The sequence below is a fragment of the Kitasatospora sp. NPDC096077 genome (genome assembly GCF_040303245.1).
GTDB lineage: Bacteria > Actinomycetota > Actinomycetes > Streptomycetales > Streptomycetaceae > Kitasatospora.
Window position 1 is genome coordinate 198,870 of record NZ_JBEOSV010000006.1, and the last position, 22,641, is coordinate 221,510.

The 22,641-nt window shown below is 73.1% G+C and carries 20 protein-coding genes and 1 pseudogene; 8 read left to right on the forward strand and 13 right to left on the reverse strand.

Going from position 1 to position 22,641, the window contains the following annotated elements:
* The first annotated feature begins 25 nt into the window (after positions 1–25).
* Positions 26–1,225, forward strand: coding sequence for an MFS transporter (locus ABTZ03_RS08995; RefSeq protein WP_350512209.1), 1,200 nt, complete (start codon positions 26–28; stop codon positions 1,223–1,225).
* Between the two features lie 20 nt (positions 1,226–1,245).
* On the opposite strand, the gene ABTZ03_RS09000 is transcribed toward ABTZ03_RS08995, so the two are convergent.
* The 3 genes from ABTZ03_RS09000 to ABTZ03_RS09010 all read right to left on the reverse strand — a co-directional run bounded on the left by ABTZ03_RS09000 (position 1,246) and on the right by ABTZ03_RS09010 (position 3,881).
* Positions 1,246–1,782 (reverse strand): gamma carbonic anhydrase family protein, encoded by a 537-nt coding sequence (locus ABTZ03_RS09000; RefSeq protein WP_350512210.1) that lies wholly within the window; start codon positions 1,780–1,782, stop codon positions 1,246–1,248.
* 64 nt (positions 1,783–1,846) lie between these two features.
* Positions 1,847–3,121, reverse strand: coding sequence for a serine hydrolase domain-containing protein (locus tag ABTZ03_RS09005; protein WP_350512211.1), 1,275 nt, complete (start codon positions 3,119–3,121; stop codon positions 1,847–1,849).
* Between the two features lie 193 nt (positions 3,122–3,314).
* On the reverse strand, positions 3,315–3,881 hold the full coding sequence (locus tag ABTZ03_RS09010; protein WP_350512212.1) for a DJ-1/PfpI family protein: 567 nt from the start codon (positions 3,879–3,881) through the stop codon (positions 3,315–3,317).
* 288 nt (positions 3,882–4,169) lie between these two features.
* Here ABTZ03_RS09010 and ABTZ03_RS09015 point away from each other — a divergent pair, with 288 nt between their 5' ends.
* Together ABTZ03_RS09015 and ABTZ03_RS09020 are read left to right on the forward strand one after the other, a co-directional pair.
* A complete protein-coding gene (locus ABTZ03_RS09015; protein WP_350512213.1) occupies positions 4,170–4,718 on the forward strand; it encodes an RBBP9/YdeN family alpha/beta hydrolase in 549 nt (182 codons plus the stop codon).
* Between the two features lie 15 nt (positions 4,719–4,733).
* On the forward strand, positions 4,734–5,357 hold the full coding sequence (locus ABTZ03_RS09020; protein ID WP_350512214.1) for a hypothetical protein: 624 nt from the start codon (positions 4,734–4,736) through the stop codon (positions 5,355–5,357).
* A gap of 63 nt (positions 5,358–5,420) precedes the next feature.
* Here ABTZ03_RS09020 and ABTZ03_RS09025 read toward each other — a convergent pair whose 3' ends face one another.
* Positions 5,421–7,862, reverse strand: coding sequence for a transglycosylase domain-containing protein (locus tag ABTZ03_RS09025; protein WP_350512215.1), 2,442 nt, complete (start codon positions 7,860–7,862; stop codon positions 5,421–5,423).
* A gap of 168 nt (positions 7,863–8,030) precedes the next feature.
* A complete protein-coding gene (locus ABTZ03_RS09030; protein ID WP_350512216.1) occupies positions 8,031–9,521 on the reverse strand; it encodes an alpha/beta hydrolase in 1,491 nt (496 codons plus the stop codon).
* A 221-nt stretch (positions 9,522–9,742) separates the two neighbouring features.
* Here ABTZ03_RS09030 and ABTZ03_RS09035 point away from each other — a divergent pair, with 221 nt between their 5' ends.
* A complete protein-coding gene (locus ABTZ03_RS09035) occupies positions 9,743–11,104 on the forward strand; it encodes a YibE/F family protein (protein ID WP_350512217.1) in 1,362 nt (453 codons plus the stop codon).
* A 28-nt stretch (positions 11,105–11,132) separates the two neighbouring features.
* Here the strand turns inward: ABTZ03_RS09035 and map are convergent, their stop codons facing one another.
* On the reverse strand, positions 11,133–11,903 hold the full coding sequence (gene map / locus ABTZ03_RS09040; RefSeq protein ID WP_350512218.1) for a type I methionyl aminopeptidase: 771 nt from the start codon (positions 11,901–11,903) through the stop codon (positions 11,133–11,135).
* A gap of 120 nt (positions 11,904–12,023) precedes the next feature.
* Here map and ABTZ03_RS09045 point away from each other — a divergent pair, with 120 nt between their 5' ends.
* The gene (locus tag ABTZ03_RS09045; RefSeq protein WP_350512219.1) at positions 12,024–12,293 is read left to right on the forward strand and encodes a helix-turn-helix domain-containing protein; all 270 of its coding nucleotides are present in this window, start codon (positions 12,024–12,026) and stop codon (positions 12,291–12,293) included.
* Between the two features lie 67 nt (positions 12,294–12,360).
* Here the strand turns inward: ABTZ03_RS09045 and ABTZ03_RS09050 are convergent, their stop codons facing one another.
* From ABTZ03_RS09050 to ABTZ03_RS09060, 3 genes are all read right to left on the reverse strand, one after another.
* Positions 12,361–13,755, reverse strand: a complete 1,395-nt coding sequence (locus ABTZ03_RS09050; protein WP_350512220.1) for an ABC transporter substrate-binding protein — start codon at positions 13,753–13,755, stop codon at positions 12,361–12,363.
* A gap of 68 nt (positions 13,756–13,823) precedes the next feature.
* Positions 13,824–14,711: a carbohydrate ABC transporter permease gene (locus ABTZ03_RS09055; protein WP_350512221.1), complete on the reverse strand. Its 888-nt coding sequence runs from the start codon at positions 14,709–14,711 to the stop codon at positions 13,824–13,826.
* Positions 14,708–15,628: a carbohydrate ABC transporter permease gene (locus tag ABTZ03_RS09060; RefSeq protein ID WP_350512222.1), complete on the reverse strand. Its 921-nt coding sequence runs from the start codon at positions 15,626–15,628 to the stop codon at positions 14,708–14,710. The genes ABTZ03_RS09055 and ABTZ03_RS09060 overlap by 4 nt, the downstream gene beginning before the upstream one ends.
* Before the next feature lie 191 nt (positions 15,629–15,819).
* Here ABTZ03_RS09060 and ABTZ03_RS09065 point away from each other — a divergent pair, with 191 nt between their 5' ends.
* Positions 15,820–16,524, forward strand: coding sequence for an SMI1/KNR4 family protein (locus ABTZ03_RS09065; RefSeq protein WP_350512223.1), 705 nt, complete (start codon positions 15,820–15,822; stop codon positions 16,522–16,524).
* A gap of 10 nt (positions 16,525–16,534) precedes the next feature.
* Here the strand turns inward: ABTZ03_RS09065 and ABTZ03_RS09070 are convergent, their stop codons facing one another.
* The 3 genes from ABTZ03_RS09070 to ABTZ03_RS09080 form a co-directional block, all read right to left on the reverse strand.
* The gene (locus ABTZ03_RS09070) at positions 16,535–17,296 is read right to left on the reverse strand and encodes an SDR family NAD(P)-dependent oxidoreductase (RefSeq protein ID WP_350512224.1); all 762 of its coding nucleotides are present in this window, start codon (positions 17,294–17,296) and stop codon (positions 16,535–16,537) included.
* Complete coding sequence (locus ABTZ03_RS09075) at positions 17,293–18,720, reverse strand: MFS transporter (RefSeq protein ID WP_350512225.1); 1,428 nt, start codon at positions 18,718–18,720, stop codon at positions 17,293–17,295. Before ABTZ03_RS09075 ends, ABTZ03_RS09070 begins: the two co-directional genes overlap by 4 nt.
* A 173-nt stretch (positions 18,721–18,893) precedes the next feature.
* Positions 18,894–19,472 (reverse strand): TetR/AcrR family transcriptional regulator, encoded by a 579-nt coding sequence (locus ABTZ03_RS09080; RefSeq protein ID WP_350512226.1) that lies wholly within the window; start codon positions 19,470–19,472, stop codon positions 18,894–18,896.
* A 149-nt stretch (positions 19,473–19,621) separates the two neighbouring features.
* Here ABTZ03_RS09080 and ABTZ03_RS09085 point away from each other — a divergent pair.
* Positions 19,622–20,083 (forward strand): annotated as a pseudogene (locus ABTZ03_RS09085) (DoxX family protein); the annotation flags it as partial.
* A 64-nt stretch (positions 20,084–20,147) separates the two neighbouring features.
* On the opposite strand, the gene ABTZ03_RS09090 reads toward ABTZ03_RS09085, so the two are convergent.
* On the reverse strand, positions 20,148–20,444 hold the full coding sequence (locus ABTZ03_RS09090) for an MTH1187 family thiamine-binding protein (RefSeq protein WP_350512227.1): 297 nt from the start codon (positions 20,442–20,444) through the stop codon (positions 20,148–20,150).
* 251 nt (positions 20,445–20,695) lie between these two features.
* Here ABTZ03_RS09090 and gcl point away from each other — a divergent pair, with 251 nt between their 5' ends.
* Positions 20,696–22,477 (forward strand): glyoxylate carboligase, encoded by a 1,782-nt coding sequence (gene gcl / locus ABTZ03_RS09095; protein WP_350512228.1) that lies wholly within the window; start codon positions 20,696–20,698, stop codon positions 22,475–22,477.
* Positions 22,478–22,641 lie beyond the last annotated feature (164 nt).

Genomic DNA, 22,641 nt, shown 5'->3' on the forward strand with positions numbered 1-22,641 from the left:
CGGGCATCACCCCGGAGTCACCCCCTTGCCTCTCGCGCTGTTCGCGCTGGCCGTCACCGCTTTCGCCATCGGCACCACCGAGTTCGCCGCCATGGGGCTGCTCCCCCAGGTCGCCGACAGTCTGCACGTCTCCATCCCGCAGGCGGGCTGGCTGATCTCCGCGTACGCGCTGGGGGTGGTGATCGGCGCGCCGCTGCTCACCGCGCTGGCCGCCGGGAAGCCCCGCAAGGCGGTGCTGGTGGCGCTGGCCGCCCTGTTCGCGACCGGCAACCTGCTGTGCGCGGTGGCGCCCGACTTCTGGACGCTGGCCGCCGCCCGGCTGGTCACCGGGCTGCCGCACGGGGCCTTCTTCGGCGCCGGGGCGGTGGCCGCCGCCGAGCTGGTGACGCCGGACCGGCGGGCCCGGGCGGTCGCGGTGATGTTCTCCGGGCTGACCGTCGCCAACATCGTCGGCGTCCCGGCCGCCACCCTGCTCGGCCAGCACCTGGGCTGGCGGGCGACCATGCTGGTGGTGGTGCTGATCGGGGCCGCCGGGACGCTCGCCATCGCCCGGCTGGTGCCGGCCCTGCCCTCCCCCGCCCAGTCCGGGCTCCGGCACGAGCTGCGGGTCTTCCGCAGCGGACAGCTCTGGCTGGCGCTGGCCACCGTGGTGGTCGGCTGCGGCGGCATGTTCGCCTGCTACAGCTACATCGCGCCGCTGCTCACCGAGGTCTCCGGCTACGGGACCGGCTCGGTGACCGGGGTGCTGGCGCTGTTCGGGGTCGGGATGACGATCGGCAACGTGCTCGGCGGCTTCGCCGCGGACCGGGCGCTGCGCCCGACCGTCTGCGTGTCCTTCCTGCTGCTCGCCGCGACGCTTGCGCTGTTCGCGGTGACCGCGCACGCCCGCTGGTCGGCGGCCGTCACGGTGGTGCTGATCGGGCTGTTCGGCTTCGCGATCGTCCCGGCGGTGCAGACCCTGGTGCTGCAGAAGGCGCGCAGCGCGCCCACCCTGGCCTCGGCGACCGTGCAGGGCGCCTTCAACCTGGCCAACGCCCAGGGGGCGTACTTCGGCGGGCTGGCGCTGAGCGCCGGGCTCGGCTGGACCTCGCCGACCCTGGTGGGCGCGGGACTGGCCCTGGCCGGCGCGGTGGTCGCGCTGCTGGCCTGGGCGGCCGACCGACGGCGGCCGGCGACGGTGCCGACCGAACCGGCGGCGGCCGCCGCCCCCGTGACCACGGTCTAACGGTCCAGCGGTCTGACGGTTCAGCTGTCCTGGCCGGCCCGGATGTCCCGGTGGGCGTCGGCGAGCAGTCGGTAGCCCTCGCCGTTGGCCTGGACGCCGGCCCGCTCCTCCTCGGTCAGCTCACGGCGGACCTTGGCCGGGACGCCCGCGACCAGCGAGCCGGGCGGGACGTCCATGCCCTGGGTCACCACCGCGCCCGCCGCGACCAGCGAGCCGGCGCCGATCCGGGCGCCGTTGAGGATCGTGGCGCTCATCCCGACCAGCACGTCGTCCTCGACGGTGCAGCCGTGCAGCACCGCGTTGTGGCCGACCGAGATCCGCTCGCCGACCACCAGCGGGAAGCCGGGGTCGGCGTGCAGGGTGCAGTTGTCCTGGATGTTGCTGCCCGCGCCGACGCTGATCGACTCGGCGTCGCCGCGCAGCACCGCGCCGTACCAGACGCTCGCCCCGGCGCCGACCGTGACGTCCCCGATCACGACGGCGTTGGGCGCGACGAAGGCGCTCGGGTCGACGGCGGGCGTCTTGCCCCCGACGGCGGCGATCAGCGGTTCTGCCATGGCTCGTCCTCCTGGTGGTTGCGCGGCTGCGGCTGCACTGCCGCCGGTCAGCGTAGGGGGCGGGTCAGGGCGTGCTGCGGCCGAGGTCCCGGGTGCCGCACAGGGCGGTGGTGGTCAGCCGGTTCACGGCGGCCTCGGCGCCGGCCCCGTCGGAGACGTCGTAGACGGTGACGGCGGAGGCGAACTGCCGCCTGCCGTCGGCCGAGCCGAGCATCTCGGTGCTGTAGCCGGGGATGCCCCCGGCGTGGCCCCAGAAGGTGCCGCACGGGGTGTCCACGCGCTGGAGGCCGAGGCCGTAGGCGCGGCCGCCGCCGATGTCGGTGGTGCGCTGCATCTCGACGAGTTCGGCCGGGGGTAGCAGCCGGCCGCCGAGCAGGGCGCCGATGAAGGTGGTGAGGTCGGCGGTGGTGGAGATGCCGGCGCCGGCCGAACCGGCCATCGAGGGGTCGAGCAGGGTGACGTCGACCGGGCCGGTGGCGGTCTTGAGGTAGCCGTGGGCGTGCGGGCCGGGGATGAAGGGCGAGTGGTCGGGCATCGAGGTGCCGGTGAGATGGAGCGGGCGGATGATCCGGCGGGTGACCTCCTCCTGCCAGGGGTGGCCGGTGAGCTTCTCGATGATCATCCCGACCAGTTCGTAGTTGGTGTTGGAGTAGCGCCAGTCCCGGCCGGGTGGGAAGGCGGGCGGGTACTTGTTCGCGATGTCGACGAGGTCCCGGAGGGCGTACGGCTGGAACCGGCCGTCGTCCTGCCAGTCCTGGGCGGTGTCGTCGAAGGCCGGGTCCTGGGTGTAGTCGGCGACGCCGCTGGTGTGGTTCATCACCTGCCGGACGGTGATCGCGGCGCTGTTCGGGACGATGCCGGGCAGCAGGCACTCCAGCCGGTCGTCGAGGTCCAGCCGCCGTTCGTCGACCAGTTGGAGCAGGGTGGTGGCGACGAAGGTCTTGGTGATGCTGCCGATCCGGAACCGGCCCTCGGGGTCGGCCGGCCGGCCGGTGGCGAGGTCGGCGACGCCGGTGGCGTTGCGCCAGAGCAGTCGGCCGTCCTCCCGGACGGCGCCGAGGGCGGAGGTGCCGTAGCCGGGGCCGGTGAGTCCGGCCAGGGCGGCGTCGGCGGCCGCCCAGTCGCTCCGGCCCGCGGCGGAGTCCGCCCGGTCGGGGCGGTCGGCGGCGGTGAGGTGGAGGGCGCCGTGGCAGCCGGCGGCCGGTGCCCGGTCGGCGGGTCCGGCGACGGCGGCCGGGGCGAGGGTGGCGAGCAGTCCGGCGGCGGCGGCGAGCGTGACGGCGGCGCGCAGCACCGGGCGGCGCGGCCTTCGGTGCGGGGCGGTCGGTTCGGTGGTCATCCGGGCTCCCTGGGTCGGCCGACCGGAGTTTTCAACTCCGGCTGCGTCCATGCTGGTTGGCATGGTTGCTGACATGGTCGTTGCCACCATGGCAGTCGGCCGGACGGCGGTCGTCAGCCTCGGGAGGGCCGGTACCCCTGAGCGGGGTCCGGGGCCGTACCCCGAGCTTTCTCGGGGTACGGCCGGGCGGCGGTCAGGCCACCGGGGCCTTGGTGCGCAGGACCTCGATGAAGGCGCGCAGCCAGGCCGGGTGGTCGGGCCAGGCGCGGGCCGACACGACCACGCCGTCCACCACCGCCTCGGCGTCGACGAACTCGGCGCCGGCCGCCTTGACGTCGGGGGCGAGCGCGGGGTACGCGGAGGTGCGGCGGCCGTCCAGCACCCCGGCGGCGGCGGTGATCAGCGGGCCGTGGCAGATCTGGGCGACCGGCTTGTCCCCGGCGAAGAAGTGCCGGGCGATCCGCTGCACGTCCGGGTCGTTGCGCAGGTACTCGGGGGCGCGGCCGCCGGGGATGACCAGGGCGACGTAGTCGGCCGGGTCGACGTCGGCGAAGGCGAGGTCGGCGGGCCAGGTGTAACCGGGCTTCTCCGTGTACGTGTCGTAGCCGTCCACGAAGTCGTGCACCACGAACTGCAGGCGCTTCTTGGTCGGGGCCGCGATGTCGACCTGGTAGCCCTCCTCGCGCAGCCGCTGGTAGGGGTAGAACACCTCCAGCGACTCGGCGGCGTCCCCGGTGACGAGCAGGATCTTCGATGTCATCGCCGACATCCCTCCATGTGATCGAGCGTCAGAACCGTTATCGGCCCCGGGCGGTGGCCGTCCTCGGCCGCCGGGCGCGGGCCCGGTCCAAACTCCCGTACCCGGCGTGCCGTTGGCAACAGGGCGCACCAGGCGCACCACGGCGCGTGGTACAGCTCGCGCGCCGGTCGCGAGCCGCGCGCGCCGGTCCCGTCGGAAGGTGCGGGGGTCCGGCGCCCGGCTGCGGCCCCCGCGCGGGCGGGTCCTAGACTCCTGCTGCCCGGCACCCGACGCCTCCGGAGGAGCCCCATGACCGACCGCACCACCTACCTCGTCCTCCCCGGGTACCAGAACTCCGGCCCCGCGCACTGGCAGACCCGGTGGGAGGCCGCCGAGCCGGAGTCCTTCCAGCGGGTCCGGCAGGCGGACTGGGACCACCCCGAGCAGGAGGACTGGGTGGCCCGGGTGGACGCGGCGGTGGCCGCGGCCGCCGCCGAAGGGCCGGTGGTGCTGGTGGCGCACAGCCTGGGCTGCGTCACGGCGGCCCGCTGGGTGGCCGGCGCCCCCGCCGGGCGGACCGCCGCCGTCCGGGGCGCGCTGCTGGTCGCCCCCGCCGACGTCGACACCGCCGAGGTGCCGGAGCTGACCGGCTTCCGGCCGGTGGCGCTGGAGCGGTTCCCGTTCCCGACCGTGGTGGTCTCCTCCACCGACGACCCGTGGGTGACCCCGGACCGGGCCCGCGCGTTCGCCCGGGCGTGGGGCGCCCGGTACGTCGAGCCGGGCGCGTACGGACACCTCAACTCGGACTCCGGGCTGGGCGACTGGCCGGAGGGCCGGAAACTGCTCGCGGAGCTGTGAAGGAGCTGTGAACCGATGACCGGGGGGACGATGGACGGGCGACGGGAGCGCCGGACACCACGGAGCAGGCGCGCCCTGGTCCGACTGCTGGGGGCCTGCGGGGCGGCGGCCGTCCTGCTGTACACCGAGGGCCAGTGGGAGAGCCGCTCGGGCGGGCGGATGCTGGTCGCCGACCTGCTGAACCGGCCCGAGCTGCTGCTCGGCGCGGCGCTGGCCGCGCTGATCGCCGCCGCCTGGCTGGGCGACCGCCGCACCGCCCTGCGGACCGCCACCCGGGCGGTCACGGTGACCGCCGGGGTGGTGTTCCTGATCGGCGTGCTGGCCGCGCACAAGGTGTCGGCGGCGGAGACCCGCAGCCGGGAGGACGCCCCGGCCGGGGCGCAGCGGGCCCTGGTGGTGGTGCACCGCTCGTACGACTCGGGGCCGCAGGCCGGCGAGCACTGGCAGGTGCTGCTGGAGAGCGGCCAGGGCTGGTCGGCCCGGCGCTGGCTGCTCGCGGACGTCGGCGGCGCCCCGGAGGACGCCCGGCTGGTGGAGGCCAGGTGGACCGGGCGGACCCAGATCACCGTGGTCACCGACTCCTACCGGCGGGTGTTCAACCTGGACCAGGACAGCGGGGAGCCGGTCGAGGCGCGGTAGCCGCGCGCCCGCCGGTCGTCGGTGCCTCGGGCGCTGCTGGTCCCTACCGGCCGCTACCGGCCGCTACTGGTCGCCGCCGTCGTCCGGCGGGGTGTACGGGGTCGAGCGGGGGATCAGGCCGCCGATCGCGCCACCGGTCTGGCCCCAGGTCTGGTCGCTGGTCGGGCCGCCGGTCACGCCCTGGCCGCCGTTCTGGCCCCCGGTGGAGCCCCCGTTCTGGCCCCCGGCCTGGCCGCCGTTCTGGCCGCCGTTCTGGCCGCCGGTCGACGGGCCGGTGCCGCGCGGCCGGCCCGTGGCGCCCGGGCTCGGCGCCCCGGTGCAGCCGGCCGGGACCGACGGGTCGGTGGGAGTGCCGCAGCCCGGGTCGCGCCGGACCGGGTCCGGGATGACGACGGTGGTGAACTCCTTGTCCGGCAGGCCGCGGACGGCGTCGCTCATCGCCTGCTGCCAGATCGGCCCCGGGCCGGTCGCCCCGTACACCTCGGCCTGGTACTGGCCGCCGATCCGGATGTTGCGCATCGGGATCTTGGTGCCCGGGCTGCCCAGCCAGACCGAGGCGGACAGGTTGCCGGTGTAGCCGGTGAACCAGGCCGACTTCTTCTCGTCGGTGGTACCGGTCTTGCCCGCGATCTGGCGGCCGTCGTCCAGTTGGAGGTCCCGGGCGGTGCCGCCCTTCTCGGTCACCCCGAGCAGCACGCTGTTGAGCACGTCGGCGGTGTCCTCGGACATCACCTGGTCGCAGTGGACCGGGGCGACCGGGACGTCCTTGCCGTCCACCGTGGTGATCCGGCTGATCGCCACCGGCGCGCAGTAGCTGCCCCGGGCGGCGAAGGTCGCGTACACATCGGCCATGGTCAGCGGGCTGACCTCCTGGGTGCCCAGGCCCAGGGCCGGCACCTCCTGCAGCGGGTCGCCGCTCGCCTTGGCGGTCACGCCCAGCTTGTTGGCCATCTGCTTGACGGCGCAGAGCCCGATCTCCTGCTCCATCTGCACGAAGTAGGTGTTCACCGAGAGGGCCATCGCCTGCTTGAGCGCGTACGGTCCCTTCTCGCTCGGGCTCTCGTTGGGGATCACCCCGTCCTTCTTGCCCTTGCTCAGGTTCTTCCAGGTGCCGTCGCAGGTCTTCATCGTCGGCCAGTCCATCCGGTTCGGCGCGTCGTACTGCTGGGTCGGCGGCAGTCCGGCCTCCAGCGCGGCGGCGGCCACGATCGGCTTGAAGTTGGAGCCGGGCTGGAAGCCGACGCCGCCGCCCATCGCCGCGTCCACGTTGAAGTTGACGACGGTCTGGTTCTTCTCCTTCGCCAGGCCGTACGGACGGGTCTGGGCCATCGCCAGGATCTTGCCGGTGCCGGGCTCGACCATGGTCATCGCGGCCGAGACCGGGTCGCTGACGTACACCTTGGTGGAGACGGCGTTCTGCGCGGCGGCCTGCTTGTCCGGGTCGAGGGTGGTGTAGATGTTCAACCCGCCGGTGTCCCACAGCTTCTTGCGCTCGCCGGCGCTCTTGCCGAAAGCCGGGTCCTGCTTGACCACGTGCCGCACGTAGTCGCAGAAGAAGCCCATCCCGGCCTGGGCCGTGATGCAACCGTTCTGCGGCTCCTGGTAGTTGAGGCCGAGCGGGGTGGCCTTGGCCTCCTTGGCCTGGTCGGCGGTGATGTGCTTGTTCTCCACCATCTTGTCGATGACGGTGTCCCGGCGCTTCTTGGCGGCCACCGGGTGCAGCTTCGGGTCGTACTGGGAGGGGTTCTGCACCAGTCCGGCGAGCATCGCCGCCTCGGGCAGGTCGAGGTCCTTGGCGGACCTGCCGAAGTAGCGCTGGGACGCGGCCTCGATGCCGTACGCCTGGTGGCCGTAGAAGGTGATGTTCAGGTAGTTGGTGAGGATCTGCTCCTTGGGCAGGTCCTCCTCCAGCTTGATGGCGTACCGGAGTTCCTGGATCTTGCGGCCGAGGGTCTTGCGCTGCGCCTCGCGCACCGCCACCGGATCGTCCCCGGCCAGCTCGACGTTGACGTTCTTCACGTACTGCTGGGTGAGGGTGGAGGCGCCCTGGACGGCGGCGCCGCTCTCCGCGTTCTTGGTGATCGCCCGCAGCACGCCCTTGAGGTCGACCGCGCCGTGCTCGTAGAACCGGGAGTCCTCGATGTCGACCTGGGCCTTGCGGATCAGCGGCGACATCTGCTCGGCCGTGATGACGGTCCGGTCGCGCTCGTAGACCTTGGCGATCAGGCCGCCCTTGGCGTCGAAGATCTGCGTCGCCTGGGTCAGCGGCGGGGTCTTGAAGTCGTCGGGGATGCTCTGGAAGCCCTCGGCGCCGTTCTTCGCGCCCAGTCCGACCGCGCCCGCCGCCGGCAGGATCAGGCCCGCCAGCAGGACACCGCCCAGCACGCTGGAGCCGAGGAAGGTGGCCGCATGGCGCAGGAGTCCGAGCGGGGTCTCACGGCGCCTCGGGCGCGGCACCCAGGTGTCGCCCGGGTCCGGGCGAGGTATGCGGCTCTTCGGTGACATAGTTCGAACATTACGGCCGTGAATCCCCACCGTGGGGGGCGGGTTGGCGAACTATTGTCACAAAATCACGACAGGTTCGACTCATTCGAGACGGCCCGACGACGGGGTGCGCGGGGGCGCGGGCCGTTCGTCCACGGCCGGTCACCCCCGCGCACGAGCGCTCGAACCTCAGCTCGCCGGGCAGAACACGTCCTCGGCCGGCCGACGGCCCGTCACCAGGAAGTCCGTCACCGCCGCGTCGCCGCAGGCGTTCCCGTTCGCCCGGTAGGCGTCGTGGCCGCCGGAGTCCACGGTGACCATCCGGGCGCGCCCGCCGAAGGCCTCGCGCAGCTTGAGCGCGCCGCGGTACGGGGTGGCCGGGTCGCGCAGGTTCTGGACCAGCAGGACGTTCGCCGGGCCGCGGTCGGTCACCCGGACCGGCGGCTCGGCGGGCTTGAACGGCCAGAAGGCGCAGGGCATCACGTTCACCGGCATGCCCGCGGTGAGCGGATGGGCCGCGCGGTCGGCGGCGACGACCTTCGCGTAGCCGGCCGGGTCGGTGGGCCAGCTGACGTCGTTGCAGAGGGTGCCGACCGAGACCGCGGTGGTGTTCTGCACCGCCTGCTCGGGCGGCAGCACCGGGGTCGGCAGCGGGCGCCGGCCGAGACCGGCCAGCATCAGCCGGGCCAGGTCGGGGAACCTCGCGTCCGCGTACAGGCTCTCCATCATGGTCTCGCGCAGCACGTTGCCGTTCAGTTCGGCCGGGGCGGCGCCCGGCCAGGGCAGCGGCGAGCGGTCCAGCCGGGCGGCCAGGTCGAGGAAGAGCGGGCGGACCTGCTCGGGGGTGTCCGCGACCCGGTCCGGATTGCCGGGCGCCGCCGCCCACTTGGCGAAGTCCGGGAAGCGGTCCTCGGCGCCCTGGCCGAAGGCGGCCAGCCAGCCTCGGCCGACCCGGGACGGGTCCGGGTCGTCGTTGCTGTCCAGCACGATCCGGTCGGTGCGCCCGGGGAACACGGTGGTGTAGACGGCGCCCGCGTAGGTGCCGTAGGAGGTGGCCCAGACGGAGAGCCGGCGCTCGCCGAGGGCCCGGCGGATCCGGTCGATGTCGCGGGCCTCGTTGGCGGTGGAGATGCTGCGCAGCACCGGGCCGCCGTTGCGGGCGCAGGTGTCGGCGATCCGGCGTTCGACGGCCACGTTCCCGTCGATCGAGCCGTCCGCGGCGGGCCAGGGCCGCAGATCGACCATCGCCAGGTCCGACCTGTCCAGGTCGCAGCTGACCGGGGTGGAGCGGCCGACGCCGCGCGGGTCGAAGCCGACCAAGTCGTAGCGGTCGAGGACGGACTGCGGGAGGCGCGCGGCCGCGCTCGTGGGGAGGCCCAGTCCCGAGTTGCCGGGCCCGCCGGGGACGGTGAGCAGCACGCCGCGGCGCAGGCCGGGCTTCGCGGTGGCGATCCGGGAGACGGCGAGCGTGATCTGCGGGCCGTCCGGGTCGTTGTAGTCCAGGGGGACGGCGAGTTCGGCGCACTGCTGGCGGGGGTCGCTCTGCCCCTGGCAGCTGGACCAGTTGAGGCGCCCCGCGCCGCGGTGGTCCGGTTCGGCGGCGACGGCGGGCAGGACGGTGAGCACGGTGGCGGCCAGGGTGGCGGCGGTGACGGCGGTGATCGCGGTGGGTTTCGGCATGCCCAAGAGTCTGCTGCGGCAGTGGACTTGGGCCCATGCGGGCAGCCGGACGGTCGCCGGTGGGGCAATCCTCCGGCTCCGGGGTGCACTCCGCGCCCGGTCGCGTCGCCGACCCGGATGGCACGCGGCGCGGCGCGCCCACGGTTCGCGCCCTGCGGGGCGACGGCGCACCGGGCGTCGATGATTTCGGGTGCCGCGCAGAGGGACTGAGGAGGCGTGAGGTGGACACAGGGACGCCGGACGACGGGCACGGGCACTCGCACGGGCCCGGAGGCGGGCACTCGCACGGACCTGAGGACGGGCACTCGCACGGACCCGAGGACGGGCACTCGCACGGACCCGAGGACGGGCAGGGCCACGGGGGCGGCGGGGCTCCGGTGGGGCACAGCCACGCCCACGGCCCGGCCGCGCCGGTCTCCGCCCATCTGCGCAAGGTCATCGCGGCCGTGCTGATCCCGTTCGCGGCGGCGGTCGTGGTCGGCCTGGCGGTGCTCTGGCCGGGCGGCGTCCCCAACCACCAGCACACCGGTGTCGGTTTCGACCAGCAGATCCAGCACGGCCGGGTCACCAAGGTCGAGGAACTGCCCTGCGCCGACCTCAACCCCGGTGACCAGGGCACCTGTCGACAGGACACCGTCGAGGTCACCGACGGCCCGGACCGGGGCCGCAGCTTCACCGTGGTCGTCCACCCGTCCGAGCCCCGGCAGTACGCCCTGGGCGAGCGGGTGGTCCTCACCTACGCGCCGGGCGCCCCCGAGGAGCTCCGGTACAGCGTGGTCGACGTGGACCGGAACCTGCCGATGGGCGTGCTGGCCGGGCTGTTCGCCGTCGCCGTGGTGGTGGTCGGACGCTGGCGCGGAGTGGCCGCGCTGGTCGCCCTGGCGATCAGCTTCGCCGTGCTCTCGCTGTTCATCCTGCCCGCCATCCTGCGCGGTTCGGACCCGCTGCTGGTGGCGATCGTCGGCGCCAGCGCGATCATGCTGATCGCCCTCTACCTGTGCCACGGGCTCTCCGCCCGCACCTCGGTGGCGGTGCTGGGCACGCTGGTGTCGCTGGTGCTGATCGGGGTGCTGAGCCTGGTCTTCGCCTCCTGGGCGCACCTGACCGGGAACACCTCGGAGGAGACCGGGCTGGTCCACGACCTCTACCCCGGGATCGAGATCCGCGGCCTGCTGCTGGCCGGGTACGTGATCGGCTCGCTCGGCGTGCTGTTCGACGTCACGGTCACCCAGACCTCGGCGATCTGGGAGCTCCACGAGGCCGACCCGACGATGGGCGCCCGCCGGCTCTACCGGACCGGCATGCGGATCGGCCGCGACCACATCGCCTCGACCGTCAACACCCTGGTGCTCGCCTACGCGGGGGCCGCGCTGCCGCTGCTCCTGCTGTTCTCGATCGCGCACCGGACGGTGGTGTCGGTGGCCACCAGCGAGCTGGTGGCCGAGGAGATCGCCCGCACCCTGGTCGGCAGCATCGGCCTGGTCGCCGCGGTGCCGGTCACCACCGGGCTGGCCGCCCTGATCGCCGCCGCCGACCACCCCCGGACGGCGGCCGTCCGGGCCGGACGGCACCGGCCCGCCTGACCCGTGCACCACGGGCCGACCCCACGTCCTACGGGAGGGTGAGGATCCGCGGGCCGTCCTCGGTGACGGCGACGGTGTGCTCGACGTGGGCGGCGCGGCTGCCGTCGGTGGTGCGCAGGGTCCAGCCGTCCGGGTCGGTGTCGTGGTCGTCGCGGCCGCCGGCGGTCAGCATCGGCTCGATGGCCAGCACCAGGCCCGGGCGCAGCGGGTAGCCCCGGCCCGGGCGGCCCTCGTTGGGCACGTGCGGGTCCTCGTGCATCCGGCGGCCGATGCCGTGGCCGCCGAAGCCGTCGATCATCCCGTAGCGCCGCCCGGCCCGGCCGACCTTGCCGATCGCGTGGGCGATGTCGCCGATCCGGTTGCCGACCACGGCGGCGGCGATCCCGGCCTCCAGGGCCCGCCGGGTGGCGGCGATCAGGGCGGTGTCCTCGGGGCGGGCGGTGCCGACGGTGAAGCTGACCGCGGAGTCGCCGCACCAGCCGTCCAGGACGGCGCCGCAGTCGATGCTCACCAGGTCGCCGTCGCGCAGCCGGTAGGCGCCCGGGATGCCGTGCACCACCGCGTCGTTGACGGAGGCGCAGATCACGCCGGGGAACGGCACGGGCGCGAAGGACGGGCGGTAGCCGAGGAACGGCGAGGTCGCCCCGGCGGCCTTCAGCACGCCGTGCGCCACCTCGTCCAGCTCCAGCAGGCTGACGCCCGCCGCGGCCTCCCGCTGCACGGCCGCCAGTGCGTTGGCGACCACCCGCCCGGCCTCGCGCATCGCGGCGAGAGCGGTGTCCGACTTGAGTTCGACCATGGCGAACCTCCCTTGGATCCAATTCTTATACCGGTATTTGTATCACGGTCGAGGCTCCGTTGCCGCGGCCCGACCGGTCCACCGGGTACGGGGCTCCGTCGCCGCACTACACTCGGGCGCATGGTGAGGACTCCGCTGACCCCGTGGGAGCGCGAGCGTGGGGAGCGCTTCGGGGCGCTGCTGCGCGAGGCGCGTGGTGAGCGCAGCATGGTCGAGGTGGCGGCGGTGGCCGGTGTCTCGGCGGAGACGCTGCGGAAGATCGAGACGGGTCGGGCGCCGACGCCGTCCTTCTTCACCATCGCGGCGCTGGCCTTCGCGCTGGACCTGTCGCTGGACGAGCTGGCGGCCGCCTGTGTGCTGCCCGAGGACGGTGCCGCGCTGTCGGCGTAGCACGGACGGCGACGGCCCGCCGGGCGCGGGTGCGCCGGGCGGGCCGTCGTTCGGTGCGGGGGGGGTGTCAGCCGACCGAGCTGTTGTAGCTCTCGATCGCGGGCTGCAGCTCCTTGGCCGCGTCGGCCAGGGCCTGCTGGGCGGTCTTGCTCCCCGCGATGGTCTGCTCGATCGCGGTCTCCACGCCCTTGCGGGCCTGCGGCATCACGCCGAGCAGGCAGCCGGCGGTGGCCGGGGTGGGCTTGGTGGCCTTCAGCTGGTCGATGGCCGTCTGGAACTGCGGGTACTTGCCCACCCACTCCTTGTCCTTGGGGTCGTCCAGGGACTTCTTGTTGACCGGGAAGTAGCCGGTGCCGGTGTGCCAGACGGCCTGCTGCTCCGGGCCGGTGATGAACTTCTCGAACTCCCAGGCGGCACGCTTCTCGGCGTCCGAGTGGCCGGGGCCGCTGATCCACAGCGAGGCGCCGCCGATCACCGGGCCGCCCTGGTCGGCGGCGGTGACCTTGGGGAAGGCCGCGGTGCCGACGCCGAACTTGGCGGCCTCGGTGTAGCCGCGCAGCACGCCGGTGGACTCCAGGTGCATCGCCACCGTGCCGGACTTGAAGGCGGCCTGGGCGTCGTCGGTGACCCGGCCGGTGTTGGCCGCGTAGCCGCCCTTGACCAGGTCGGCCCACCACTGGACGATCTGCGCGCCCTGGGCGGAGTCGAACACGACCTTGCCCGCCTTGTTGCTGCGGCCGTTGTCGTTGTCGCAGTACATGGTGCCGGACTCGGCGAGCAGCTCCTCGACGAACCAGCCGTAGATGGCGGCGCCGAAGCCGTAGCGAACGGTCTTGCCGTCGGCGTCCTTCTTGGTCAGCTTCTTGGCCATGTCGGCCAGCTCGTTGAGGTCCTTCGGCGGCTGCGCCGGGTCCAGGCCGGCCTCCTTGAACGCGTCGGTGTTCAGGTAGAGCAGCGGCATCGAGGAGTTGAACGGCATCGAGACCAGCTTGCCGTTGGCCGAGTAGTAGTTGCGGATGTTGGGGTCGAGGTCGTCCAGCGAGTAGCCGTCCTTGTCCACGAAGGCCTGGGCGGGGACGGTCTGCTTGGAGTCGATCATGAAGCGGGTGCCGATGTCGTAGACCTGCACCAGGGCGGGGGTGCCCTTCTGCTGCACCGCGGCCTTGTACTTGGTGACCAGCTCGTCGTACTTGCCCTGGAACTGCGCCTTGACCTCGATCTTGCCCTGGTGGGCCGCGTTGAAGTCCTTGACCAGGCCGTTCAGCACATCCGCGTTCTTGCCCGTCATCGAGTGCCAGAACTCGACGGTGGTGACGCCGGAGGCCTGGTCGAGCGCCTGGGCGCCGGGCGCGCCGGCGTCGGAGCCGCCGCCCGAGCCGGAGCCGGAGCCACTGGAGCTGCAGGCGGTCAGGGACAGGCCGGCCACCAGCAGGGCCGCGAGCGCGCGTGCACTCTTCTTCACGGGAGTTCTCTTTCTTTCCGGTTGGGAGTCGGGTGCGTACGACGGGGCCGTCGGGCCCGTACCACGGGTCAGCGGACCGCGCCCGCGGTCAGGCCGCGGACGATGAAGCGCTGGCCGAAGACCACCAGGGCGAGGGTGGGCAGCAGGGAGAGCACCACGCCGGCCAGGATCAGGCCGGGGTCGGCCATCTCGGAGTCGCGCAGCGAGGTGAGGCCGATCTGCAGGGTCTGCATCTCGGCGGTGCGGGTGATGATGAGCGGCCAGAAGTACTGGTTCCAGGCCGACAGGAAGACGTAGATCGACAGCGCGGCCAGGGCCGGCTTGTTCAGCGGGACGACGATCCGCCACAGGAAGCGCCAGTGGCCGGCCCCGTCGATCCGGGCGGCGTCGCGCAGTTCGCCGGGCAGCTGCCGGAAGGCCTGGCGCAGCATGAAGGTGCCGAAGCCGGAGGCGAGGAACGGCAGGACCAGGCCGAAGTAGGTGTTGCCGAGCCCCCAGTCCGACAGCGTCAGGTAGTTGGGGATGATGATGGCCTCCCACGGCACCATCAGCGTGGCCAGGAACAGCCCGAACACCACGGCCCGCGCCTTCAGCGGCAGGAAGACGAAGGCGTACGCGGCCAGGATCGAGGTGACCAGCTGGGCGAGGGTGATGGCGGTGGCCACCAGCGCCGAGTTGGCGTACTGCCGGAACAGCGGGATGGTGTCCACGGCCCCTGCGAAGTTCCGCCCGGTGACCGAGTGCGGCACCAACGCCGGTGGGTAGGAGGAGAGTTCACCGGGGCCCATGAAGGCGCCGGCGATCGCGTAGTACACCGGGAAGGCCACGGTGACCAGGGCGACGAGGAGCAGCAGGTAGACGGCGGCGCGGCCGAGCAGGTCGCGCGGGGAGCGCCCGGCGAGGGCAGTCCGGACGCGTCGGCGGGGCGCGTCGACCTCATTGGCGATCGAACTCATGCGTAGTGCACCTTCCGCTCCAGGACGCCGAACTGGACGGCCGTGCAGGCGAGGACGACCACCAGCAGCACCACGGCCTGGGCGCTCGCCGTACCGAAGTCGCTGGAGTTGTAGGCGAAGGCCTTCTCGTAGACCGAGTAGACCAGGGTCCGGGTGGAGCCGTCCGGCCCGCCCTTGGTGAGGATGTGGATCTGGCCGAAACTCTGCAGGGCGTGGACAGTGGAGACCACGGTCAGGAAGAACAGGTTCGGACCGAGCATCGGGACGGTGATCGAACGGGCCAGCCGCAGGCCGGAGGCGCCGTCGATGCGGGCCGCCTCGACCACCTCGCCCGGGATCGAGCCGATGCCCGCCGAGAGCACCAGCACGTTGTAGCCGAGGTTCATCCAGACCGTGGTCAGGGCCACCGAGACCAGCGCGTACCGGGAGTCCGTCAGCCAGCCGACCGGGCCGAGGCCGATGTTCGACAGCAGGCCGTTGAGCACCCCGCTGGCGGGGTTGAAGAACACCGCGAAGACCACCGAGGCGCTGGCCACCGAGAAGGCGAAGGGCAGCGCGAAGGCGGAGCGCAGCAGCCGTACGCCCCGGATCCGGTTCTCCAGCAGCAGTACCAGCACCAGTGCGCCGAGCACCCCGGGCACCACGGTGAGCAGGGTGAACAGCGCGGTGGTGACCAGCGTCCGGCCGAAGTCGGCGGAGGACAGCAGGTCGGCGTAGTGCTGGATCCCGACGTAGCGGGAGGGCGCGCCGAAGAGGTCGTTGGCGTGCGCGCTCAGGTAGATCGTCCGTCCCAGCGGGTAGCCGATGAACAGGACGAAGACCACCAGGGAGGGCAGCAGGAAGGCCCAGGCGAGGCCGTGCTCACCCCAGCGGCTTCGACGGCCCGGGAGGGGCACGGGGTGTGGTGCGGTCGGCATTGCTGGCACGTCCGCCTTTCGTGTGTCGGTTCCGGGCGAAACCGTTTCTTGCCCGAACGACGGCGTGGGAACCCCTCGGTGATCAACCGGTGTCCGGGGGATTACGCGTTCGCGTCATGTTCGGCCGGTTGTCCGTACAAGCGGGTCCGCCCCCGCTACGTCCTGTCAGCGCGGTGTCGTACGGTGCGCGGGTGAACGACGAGAACGACGAGAACGACACGGATTTCGACCTGCGGGCCGCGATGGCCACGGCCCTGGCCGACCGCGCGGGCGCCTGGGCGCTGGTCCGGGGCTTCGCCGCGTACTGGGGCGAGCCGCTGGGGCCGCGGGACGGCTTCACCGACGCCGAGCTGGACGCGGCGGAGCAGCGGCTCGGGCTGCGGCTGCCGCCGGCCCTGCGGGAGGCGTACCGGCTGTTCGGCCGCCGGGCGGACCTCACCAGCTGCCAGGACGTGCTGCTGACGCCGGACGAACTGCACGTGCTGGACGGCGCGTTGGTGTACCGGGCGGAGAACCAGGGCTGCGCGCACTGGGGCGTGCTGCTGGACGACCTGGCGCTGGACGACCCGCCGACGGTCGGCCGGCCGGACCTCGCGGACAAGTCGCAGGAGCGCTGGGAGCCCTGGGAGGAGCGCTTCTCGACGGCGGCGGCGGTGATGGCGATGAGCGAGAAGCTGCTGGAGGACGACGAGTTGACCGACTTCCTCGAATCGGAGGCCGAACTCCCGGTCACCTTCGGGGAGTTGCCCCGGTTCGGCCGGGACTGCCGCTGGTACGAGGGGCCGGACGTCCTCGTCCAGGCGGTCGGTGACGCCTGGATCGCGGTCCGGGCACGGACTCCGGAGGCGCTCGACGCGCTCCGCGAGGCCGTGCCCGGGGACTGGTTGAACGGCTGAGCCGTGCCGGTCAGGCCGTGATGCCGCCGTCCAGCACCAGGTCGGCGCCGACGGTGTAGCCCGCCTCCGGCGAGGCCAGGTACAGCACCGCGGCGGCGATCTCGGCGACCGCACCGGAACGGCCCACCGGGACCTCGGACTTCATCCGGTCGGTCTTGTCCACGTCGCTCTCGCCGGGGTGGGTCGACATCGGGGTGTCCACCGGGCCGGGGCTGACGGTGTTGATCCGCACCCCCTCGCCGATGTGGTCGCGGGCGGCGGCGCGGGTCAGCGCGGTGACCGCCGCCTTGCTGGCGGCATAGGCGCCGACGCCCTCGATCCGCTTGTGGACGCCCAGGTTGGAGGAGACGTTGACGATGGCGCCGCCGCCGTGGGCCCGCATGTGACCGATCTGCTGCTGCATCGCCAGCAGGGTGCCGGTCACGTTGATCTCGAACACCCGCCGGAAGTCGGCCTCGTCGATCTCGGCGACCGGCCCGGCCGCGCCGAACACCCCGGCGTTGTTGACGGCGACGTCCAGTCCGCCGAAGTGCTCGACGGTCTCCCGGACCAGCCGGGCGGCGTCCTCGCCGTTCGTCACGTCGCCGGTCAGCGCGACCGCCCGGCCGCCGGCCCGCTCGATCAGTGCGACGGTCTCGGCCAGCGGGCCGGCGCCGCGCCCGGCGACCGCGACCCGGGCGCCTTCCTGGGCGAAGGCGAGCGCGATGGCCCGCCCGATGCCGCTGCCGCCGCCGGTGACCAGGACGGACTTGTCGGCGAAACGCGTGCTCATGAGCTGAACTCCTTGATTCGAGTGGTGCGTTCAGGGGTGATGGTGGTCTTGGGGGTTCGGGGCAGGGCGGCGACCGCGACGGCGGTCAGCGCCAGCCCGGCGGCGGCGGCCGCGAAGGCCGCCGCGTAGCCGCCGACGACGGTCGGGCGGGTGGCGGCGAGGGCCATCAGGGCGGCCAGCCCGGCGGTGGGGCCGAGCTCCATCGCGGTGTTGAGGACGCCCGCGGCCAGGCCGGTCCGTTCGGGCGGCACGCCGCCGGTGGCCAGCACGGCCGCCCCGGCGAAGGACGCGGCGGCTCCGGCGGGCAGCAGGAGCAGTCCGGGCAGCAGCCCGGTGGCGTACGGGCTGCCGGGGTCGAGCCCGGCCAGCAGGCCGAGCCCGGCGGCCTCCAGGGCCAGGCCGGCGGCGGTGACCGGCACCGGCCCGTGCCGGGCGATCAGCGGCCCGGCCAGCCGCCCGGCGAGCAGCAGGACGACCGCGTACGGCAGGAAGGCGGCGGAGGTGGCGGCCGCGCTCCAGTCGCGCTGCTGCTGGAGGTAGAGCGAGAGCAGGACGAAGGCCAGTGCGGTGCCCGCGGCGGTCGCCATGACGGTGACCAGTGCGGTGGCCCGCTGCCGGTCGGCGAGGAAGCCGGGCGGCAGCAGCGGGTCGGCGGTGCGGCGTTCGGCGGCGGCGAAGGCGAGCAGCAGGAGCAGTCCGGCGGCCAGCGGGCCGAGCACGCCGGGGCTGCGCCAGCCGTGGTCGGTGGATCCGACCAGGGCGTAACTCGTCGCGCAGACACCGGTGGTGGCGAGGGCGGCGCCGCGCAGGTCGAGGGCCGGGCGACGGCCCTCGCTGGCGGCCTCGGACCCGGGCAGCGCACCGGAGTCGGGCAGCGCGCCGGAGCGGGCCAGTCCGGCCAGGGCGACCAGGACGGGCACCGCGAACAGCCAGCGCCAGGAGACCACCGCGGCGACCGCGCCGGAGACCACGCTGCCGGCCGTCGCGCCGATCACCGAGAGGCCGCCCCAGGTGGCCATCGCCCGCCGGTAGGCGGCGGGTTCGGGGTACAGCCGGCGGACCACCGCGACCGCCGCCGGCGCGGTGAGGGCCGCACCGGCGCCCTGGACGAAGCGGCCGGCCAGCAGGGCGGGGTAGCCGGGCGCGAGGGCGCAGGCGATCGAGGCGGCGGCGAACAGCACCAGCCCCCACCGGAGCATCCGCCGGCCGCCGTGCCGGTCGGTCAACCGGCCGCCGAGCAGCAGCAGGGCGGCGAAGGACAGTCCGTACGCGGCGCTGAGCAGCAGGACCTCGGAGGCGCCGAGCCCCAGCTCCCGGGCGACCAGGGGCAGCGGCACGGTGAGGATCATGATCGCGAAGATCAGCACGGCCTGGACCACGCCCAGCAGCGCGAAGCCCGATCGGGCCCTCGCGGTGACACTCATGGAACTTCCCCCCATACCAAACTTTTAAGACCGTTCGGTCCAGAATAGGGACAGCAGAAGACGCCGAGCAGATCGGACGGAAGTGCCATCCGGCCGGTGCTCCGTACCACGGCGGTCCGTGCCGCCGACGGCCCGCAGCACCGACGGCCCGCACCTGCGGCCCGCCCCGACGGTCAGTCCAGCAGCGCCAGCGCCTGCTCGGCGGCGTCCCGCACCCGGGGTGCGCCGTCGGCGGTCTTGCCCACCACCCGGACGCCCTGCAGCAGCACCACCAGCATCCGGGCCAGCGCCCGCGGCTCCCGCCCCGCGGGCAGCTCGCCCTGCGCCTCGGCGCGCAGCAGGGCGGCGGTCAGCGAAGTCTCCAGGTGGTCGAGGCTGGCCTCCACCCGGCGGGCCGCGCCCGGGTCGTGCGGGGCGAGTTCGACCGCCGTGTTGGTGATGAAACAGCCCCGCCTGCGGTCCTCCTCCCCCGTCTGCGCGTACCGGCGCACCAGGGCGCGCACGGCCGGCAGCACCGGGCCGGGCTGGGACAGGTCGGCCAGCCGGTCCGGGTCCCGCTGCTCGCTGTAGCGCTCCAGCGCGCGCAGGTAGAGCTCGCGCTTGCTGCCGAACGTCGCGTAGATGCTGGCCCGGGCGATGCCGAGCCCCTCGACCAGGTCGGTCATCGAGGTGGCCTCGTAGCCGCGGCGCCAGAACAGCTCAAGGGCCGCCTGGAGCGCCGCGTCCGGGTCGAATTCCTTCGTTCGCGCCATGACCTGAACGCTAGTCCTTTCCAGACCGATCGGTCAAGAAAGAGCGGGAAGTGGTCCAGACCGATGCCTGACGGAGCATTGCCAAGTGGACTAGACCAAGGCTAGCCTTACCGCCCCCGTCCCTCCTCCCCCACAGGAGGCGTACCGGCATGTCCGGACTCATCCCCCCATCCCCCCGGCAGGCCGCCGAGGCCGCCCGTCCGCTCGTGCTCACCGTCTTCCGGATCGTCGTCGGCCTGCTCTTCGCCTGCCACGGCGCCGCCTCGCTGTTCGGCGTCCTCGGCGGCACCAAGGGCGGCAGCATCCCGCTCGGCCAGTGGCCGGGCTGGTGGGCCGCCCTGATCCAACTGGTCGGCGGCGCCCTCGTGCTGCTCGGCATCGGCACCAGGACGGCCGCCCTGCTCTGCTCCGGCTCGATGGCCTACGCCTACTTCACCGTCCACCAGGAGCGCGCCCTGCTGCCGCTGCAGAACGGGGGCGAGCCCTCGGTGATGTTCTGCTGGGCGTTCCTGACCATCGCGGTGCTCGGCTCCGGCCCCTACTCCCTGGACCGGCTGCTCGCCCACTCCCTGGGTCGCCTGTCCACCGCCCGCCGCCCGGCCGCCGAGCCCGCCCCCGCACCCGTGGGACCGGCGGAACCGGCCGGGCCGACCCGGCCCAGCCGGCCGACCGGGCTCAGCCCTCGCTCAGATGCCGCTCGACCGAGGCGACCTTGGCGGTGAGCCCGTCGGTGACCCCGGCCCGGTCGTCGATCTTGATGACCGTGCTCACCCGGTTGCTGTGAGCCTTCACCGCCTCGATCGCCGCCCTGATCACCGGCATCACCTCGTCCCACTCCCCTTCGATGCTGGTGAACATCGCGTCCGTCCGGTTCGGCAGCCCGCTCGCCCGCACCACCCGGACGGCCGCGGCCACCGCCTCCCCCACGTCCTCGCCGATCCCCAGCGGGGTCACCGAAAAAGCTGCGATCACGTCCCTGCACTCCCAACCGCCTGACGGCATCGGTCGCGGCCCGGACCACTCCGGGCCGCGACCAGCCTATTTCGTGCGCCCGGAGCCGCCCTCGGACACCTCGCCCGCCTTCCACATTCTGTTGAATCTCCCCTTGACGCCCCGCCGGGCCCGACCTACCTTGTTTCCACATACAGAAACCGTTCTTCCGTATGGTGGAATTCAGGAGATGAGCCCTCCGACCCACTGCGGGCCGACGCAGGAGAGACCCGATGCCCCGTATGACTGCCGCCCGCGCGGCCGTGGAGATCCTCAAGCTCGAAGGCGTCGACGTCGCCTTCGGCGTTCCGGGCGCCGCCATCAACCCCTTCTACGCCGCCCTCAAGGCCTCCGGCGGGATCAAGCACACCCTGGCCCGGCACGTCGAGGGCGCCTCCCACATGGCCGAGGGCTACACCCGCGCCGCGGCCGGCAACATCGGCGTGTGCATCGGCACCTCGGGCCCGGCCGGCACCGACATGATCACCGGCCTGTACTCGGCGATCGCCGACTCCATCCCGATCCTGTGCATCACCGGCCAGGCCCCGGTCGCCCGCCTCCACAAGGAGGACTTCCAGGCCGTCGACATCGCCTCGATCGCCAAGCCGGTCACCAAGGCCGCCACCACCGTGCTGGAGGCCGCGCAGGTCCCCGGCGTGTTCCAGCAGGCCTTCCACCTGATGCGCTCCGGCCGCCCCGGCCCGGTGCTGATCGACCTGCCGATCGACGTCCAGCTGACCGAGATCGACTTCGACCCGGAGGCCTACCAGCCGCTGCCGGTCTACAAGCCGACCGCCAACCGGATCCAGATCGAGAAGGCCATCGCGCTGCTCCAGGCGTCCGAGCGCCCGCTGATCGTGGCCGGCGGCGGCGTCATCAACGCCGACGCCTCCGAACTCCTGCTGGAGTTCGCCGAGTTGACCGGCGTCCCGGTGATCCCGACGCTGATGGGCTGGGGCATCGTCCCGGACGACCACGCGCTGAACGCCGGCATGGTCGGTCTGCAGACCTCGCACCGCTACGGCAACGAGAACTTCCTCGCCTCCGACTTCGTCCTCGGCATCGGCAACCGCTGGGCCAACCGCCACACCGGCGGCCTGGACGTCTACACCGCGGGCCGCACCTTCGTCCACGTCGACGTCGAGCCCACCCAGATCGGCAAGATCTTCGCCCCCGCCCTCGGCATCGCCTCCGACGCCAAGGCCGCGCTGGAACTGTTCGTCGAGGTCGCCAAGGAGCTCAGGGCGGCCGGCACCCTCAAGGACCGCGGCGCCTGGGCCGCCTCCACCCAGGAGCGCAAGGCGCGGCTGCAGCGGCGCACCCACTTCGACAACGTGCCGCTCAAGCCGCAGCGCGTGTACGAGGAGATGAACAGGGCCTTCGGCCCGGAGACCCGGTACGTCACCACCATCGGCCTCTCCCAGATCGCCGGCGCCCAGATGCTGCACGTCTACAAGCCGCGGCACTGGATCAACTGCGGCCAGGCCGGCCCGCTGGGCTGGACCATCCCGGCCGCACTGGGCGTCGCCACCGCCGACCCCGAGGGCCAGGTCGTCGCGCTCTCCGGCGACTACGACTTCCAGTTCATGGTCGAGGAGCTGGCGGTCGGCGCCCAGCACCGGATCCCGTACGTCCACGTGCTGGTGAACAACTCCTACCTGGGCCTGATCCGCCAGGCGCAGCGCAACTTCGACATCGACTTCCAGGTCAAGCTGGAGTTCGAGAACATCAACGCGCCGGAGCTGGGCGTCTACGGCGTGGACCACGTCAAGGTCGCCGAGGGCCTGGGCTGCAAGGCGATCCGGGTCACCGAGCCGGAGGGACTGCTGCCGGCCTTCGAGGAGGCCAAGAAGCTGGCCGCCGAGTTCCGGGTGCCGGTCGTGGTCGAGGCGATCCTCGAACGGGTCACCAACATCTCGATGGCCGCCGCCGACATCGACAAGGTCAACGAGTGGGAGGAGATCGCCACCCTCCCCGAGCACGCGCCCACCGCCGTCAAGCCGCTGGCGCTCTGACCCGCCCCGGCGCCGTGCGCGCGCCGGCCCGCCCCGGCGGGGGCGTACGAGCCGCTCCGTACTCCCCGCCGGACGGAACACCGGCAGCCCCGGAACGGTTTCAGCCGTCCGGGGCCGCTACCGTGTGCCCGGGGCGACGGCCCCGCCGTGACCGGGGGCGACAC

Excerpts from the sequence above, each read along its gene's own strand:
- ABTZ03_RS09080 (WP_350512226.1), bottom strand. The coding sequence starts at position 19,472 with ATGGCGCGAACGAAGGAATTCGACCCGGACGCGGCGCTCCAGGCGGCC.
- map (WP_350512218.1), bottom strand. The coding sequence starts at position 11,903 with ATGGTCGAACTCAAGTCGGACACCGCTCTCGCCGCGATGCGCGAGGCC.
- ABTZ03_RS09045 (WP_350512219.1), top strand. The coding sequence starts at position 12,024 with ATGGTGAGGACTCCGCTGACCCCGTGGGAGCGCGAGCGTGGGGAGCGC.
- ABTZ03_RS09075 (WP_350512225.1), bottom strand. The coding sequence starts at position 18,720 with ATGAGTGTCACCGCGAGGGCCCGATCGGGCTTCGCGCTGCTGGGCGTG.
- ABTZ03_RS09030 (WP_350512216.1), bottom strand. The coding sequence starts at position 9,521 with ATGCCGAAACCCACCGCGATCACCGCCGTCACCGCCGCCACCCTGGCC.
- ABTZ03_RS09005 (WP_350512211.1), bottom strand. The coding sequence starts at position 3,121 with ATGACCACCGAACCGACCGCCCCGCACCGAAGGCCGCGCCGCCCGGTG.
- ABTZ03_RS09060 (WP_350512222.1), bottom strand. The coding sequence starts at position 15,628 with ATGCCGACCGCACCACACCCCGTGCCCCTCCCGGGCCGTCGAAGCCGC.
- ABTZ03_RS09020 (WP_350512214.1), top strand. The coding sequence starts at position 4,734 with ATGACCGGGGGGACGATGGACGGGCGACGGGAGCGCCGGACACCACGG.
- ABTZ03_RS09070 (WP_350512224.1), bottom strand. The coding sequence starts at position 17,296 with ATGAGCACGCGTTTCGCCGACAAGTCCGTCCTGGTCACCGGCGGCGGC.
- ABTZ03_RS09055 (WP_350512221.1), bottom strand. The coding sequence starts at position 14,711 with ATGAGTTCGATCGCCAATGAGGTCGACGCGCCCCGCCGACGCGTCCGG.
- ABTZ03_RS09000 (WP_350512210.1), bottom strand. The coding sequence starts at position 1,782 with ATGGCAGAACCGCTGATCGCCGCCGTCGGGGGCAAGACGCCCGCCGTC.
- ABTZ03_RS09010 (WP_350512212.1), bottom strand. The coding sequence starts at position 3,881 with ATGACATCGAAGATCCTGCTCGTCACCGGGGACGCCGCCGAGTCGCTG.
- gcl (WP_350512228.1), top strand. The coding sequence starts at position 20,696 with ATGCCCCGTATGACTGCCGCCCGCGCGGCCGTGGAGATCCTCAAGCTC.
- ABTZ03_RS09025 (WP_350512215.1), bottom strand. The coding sequence starts at position 7,862 with ATGTCACCGAAGAGCCGCATACCTCGCCCGGACCCGGGCGACACCTGG.
- ABTZ03_RS09015 (WP_350512213.1), top strand. The coding sequence starts at position 4,170 with ATGACCGACCGCACCACCTACCTCGTCCTCCCCGGGTACCAGAACTCC.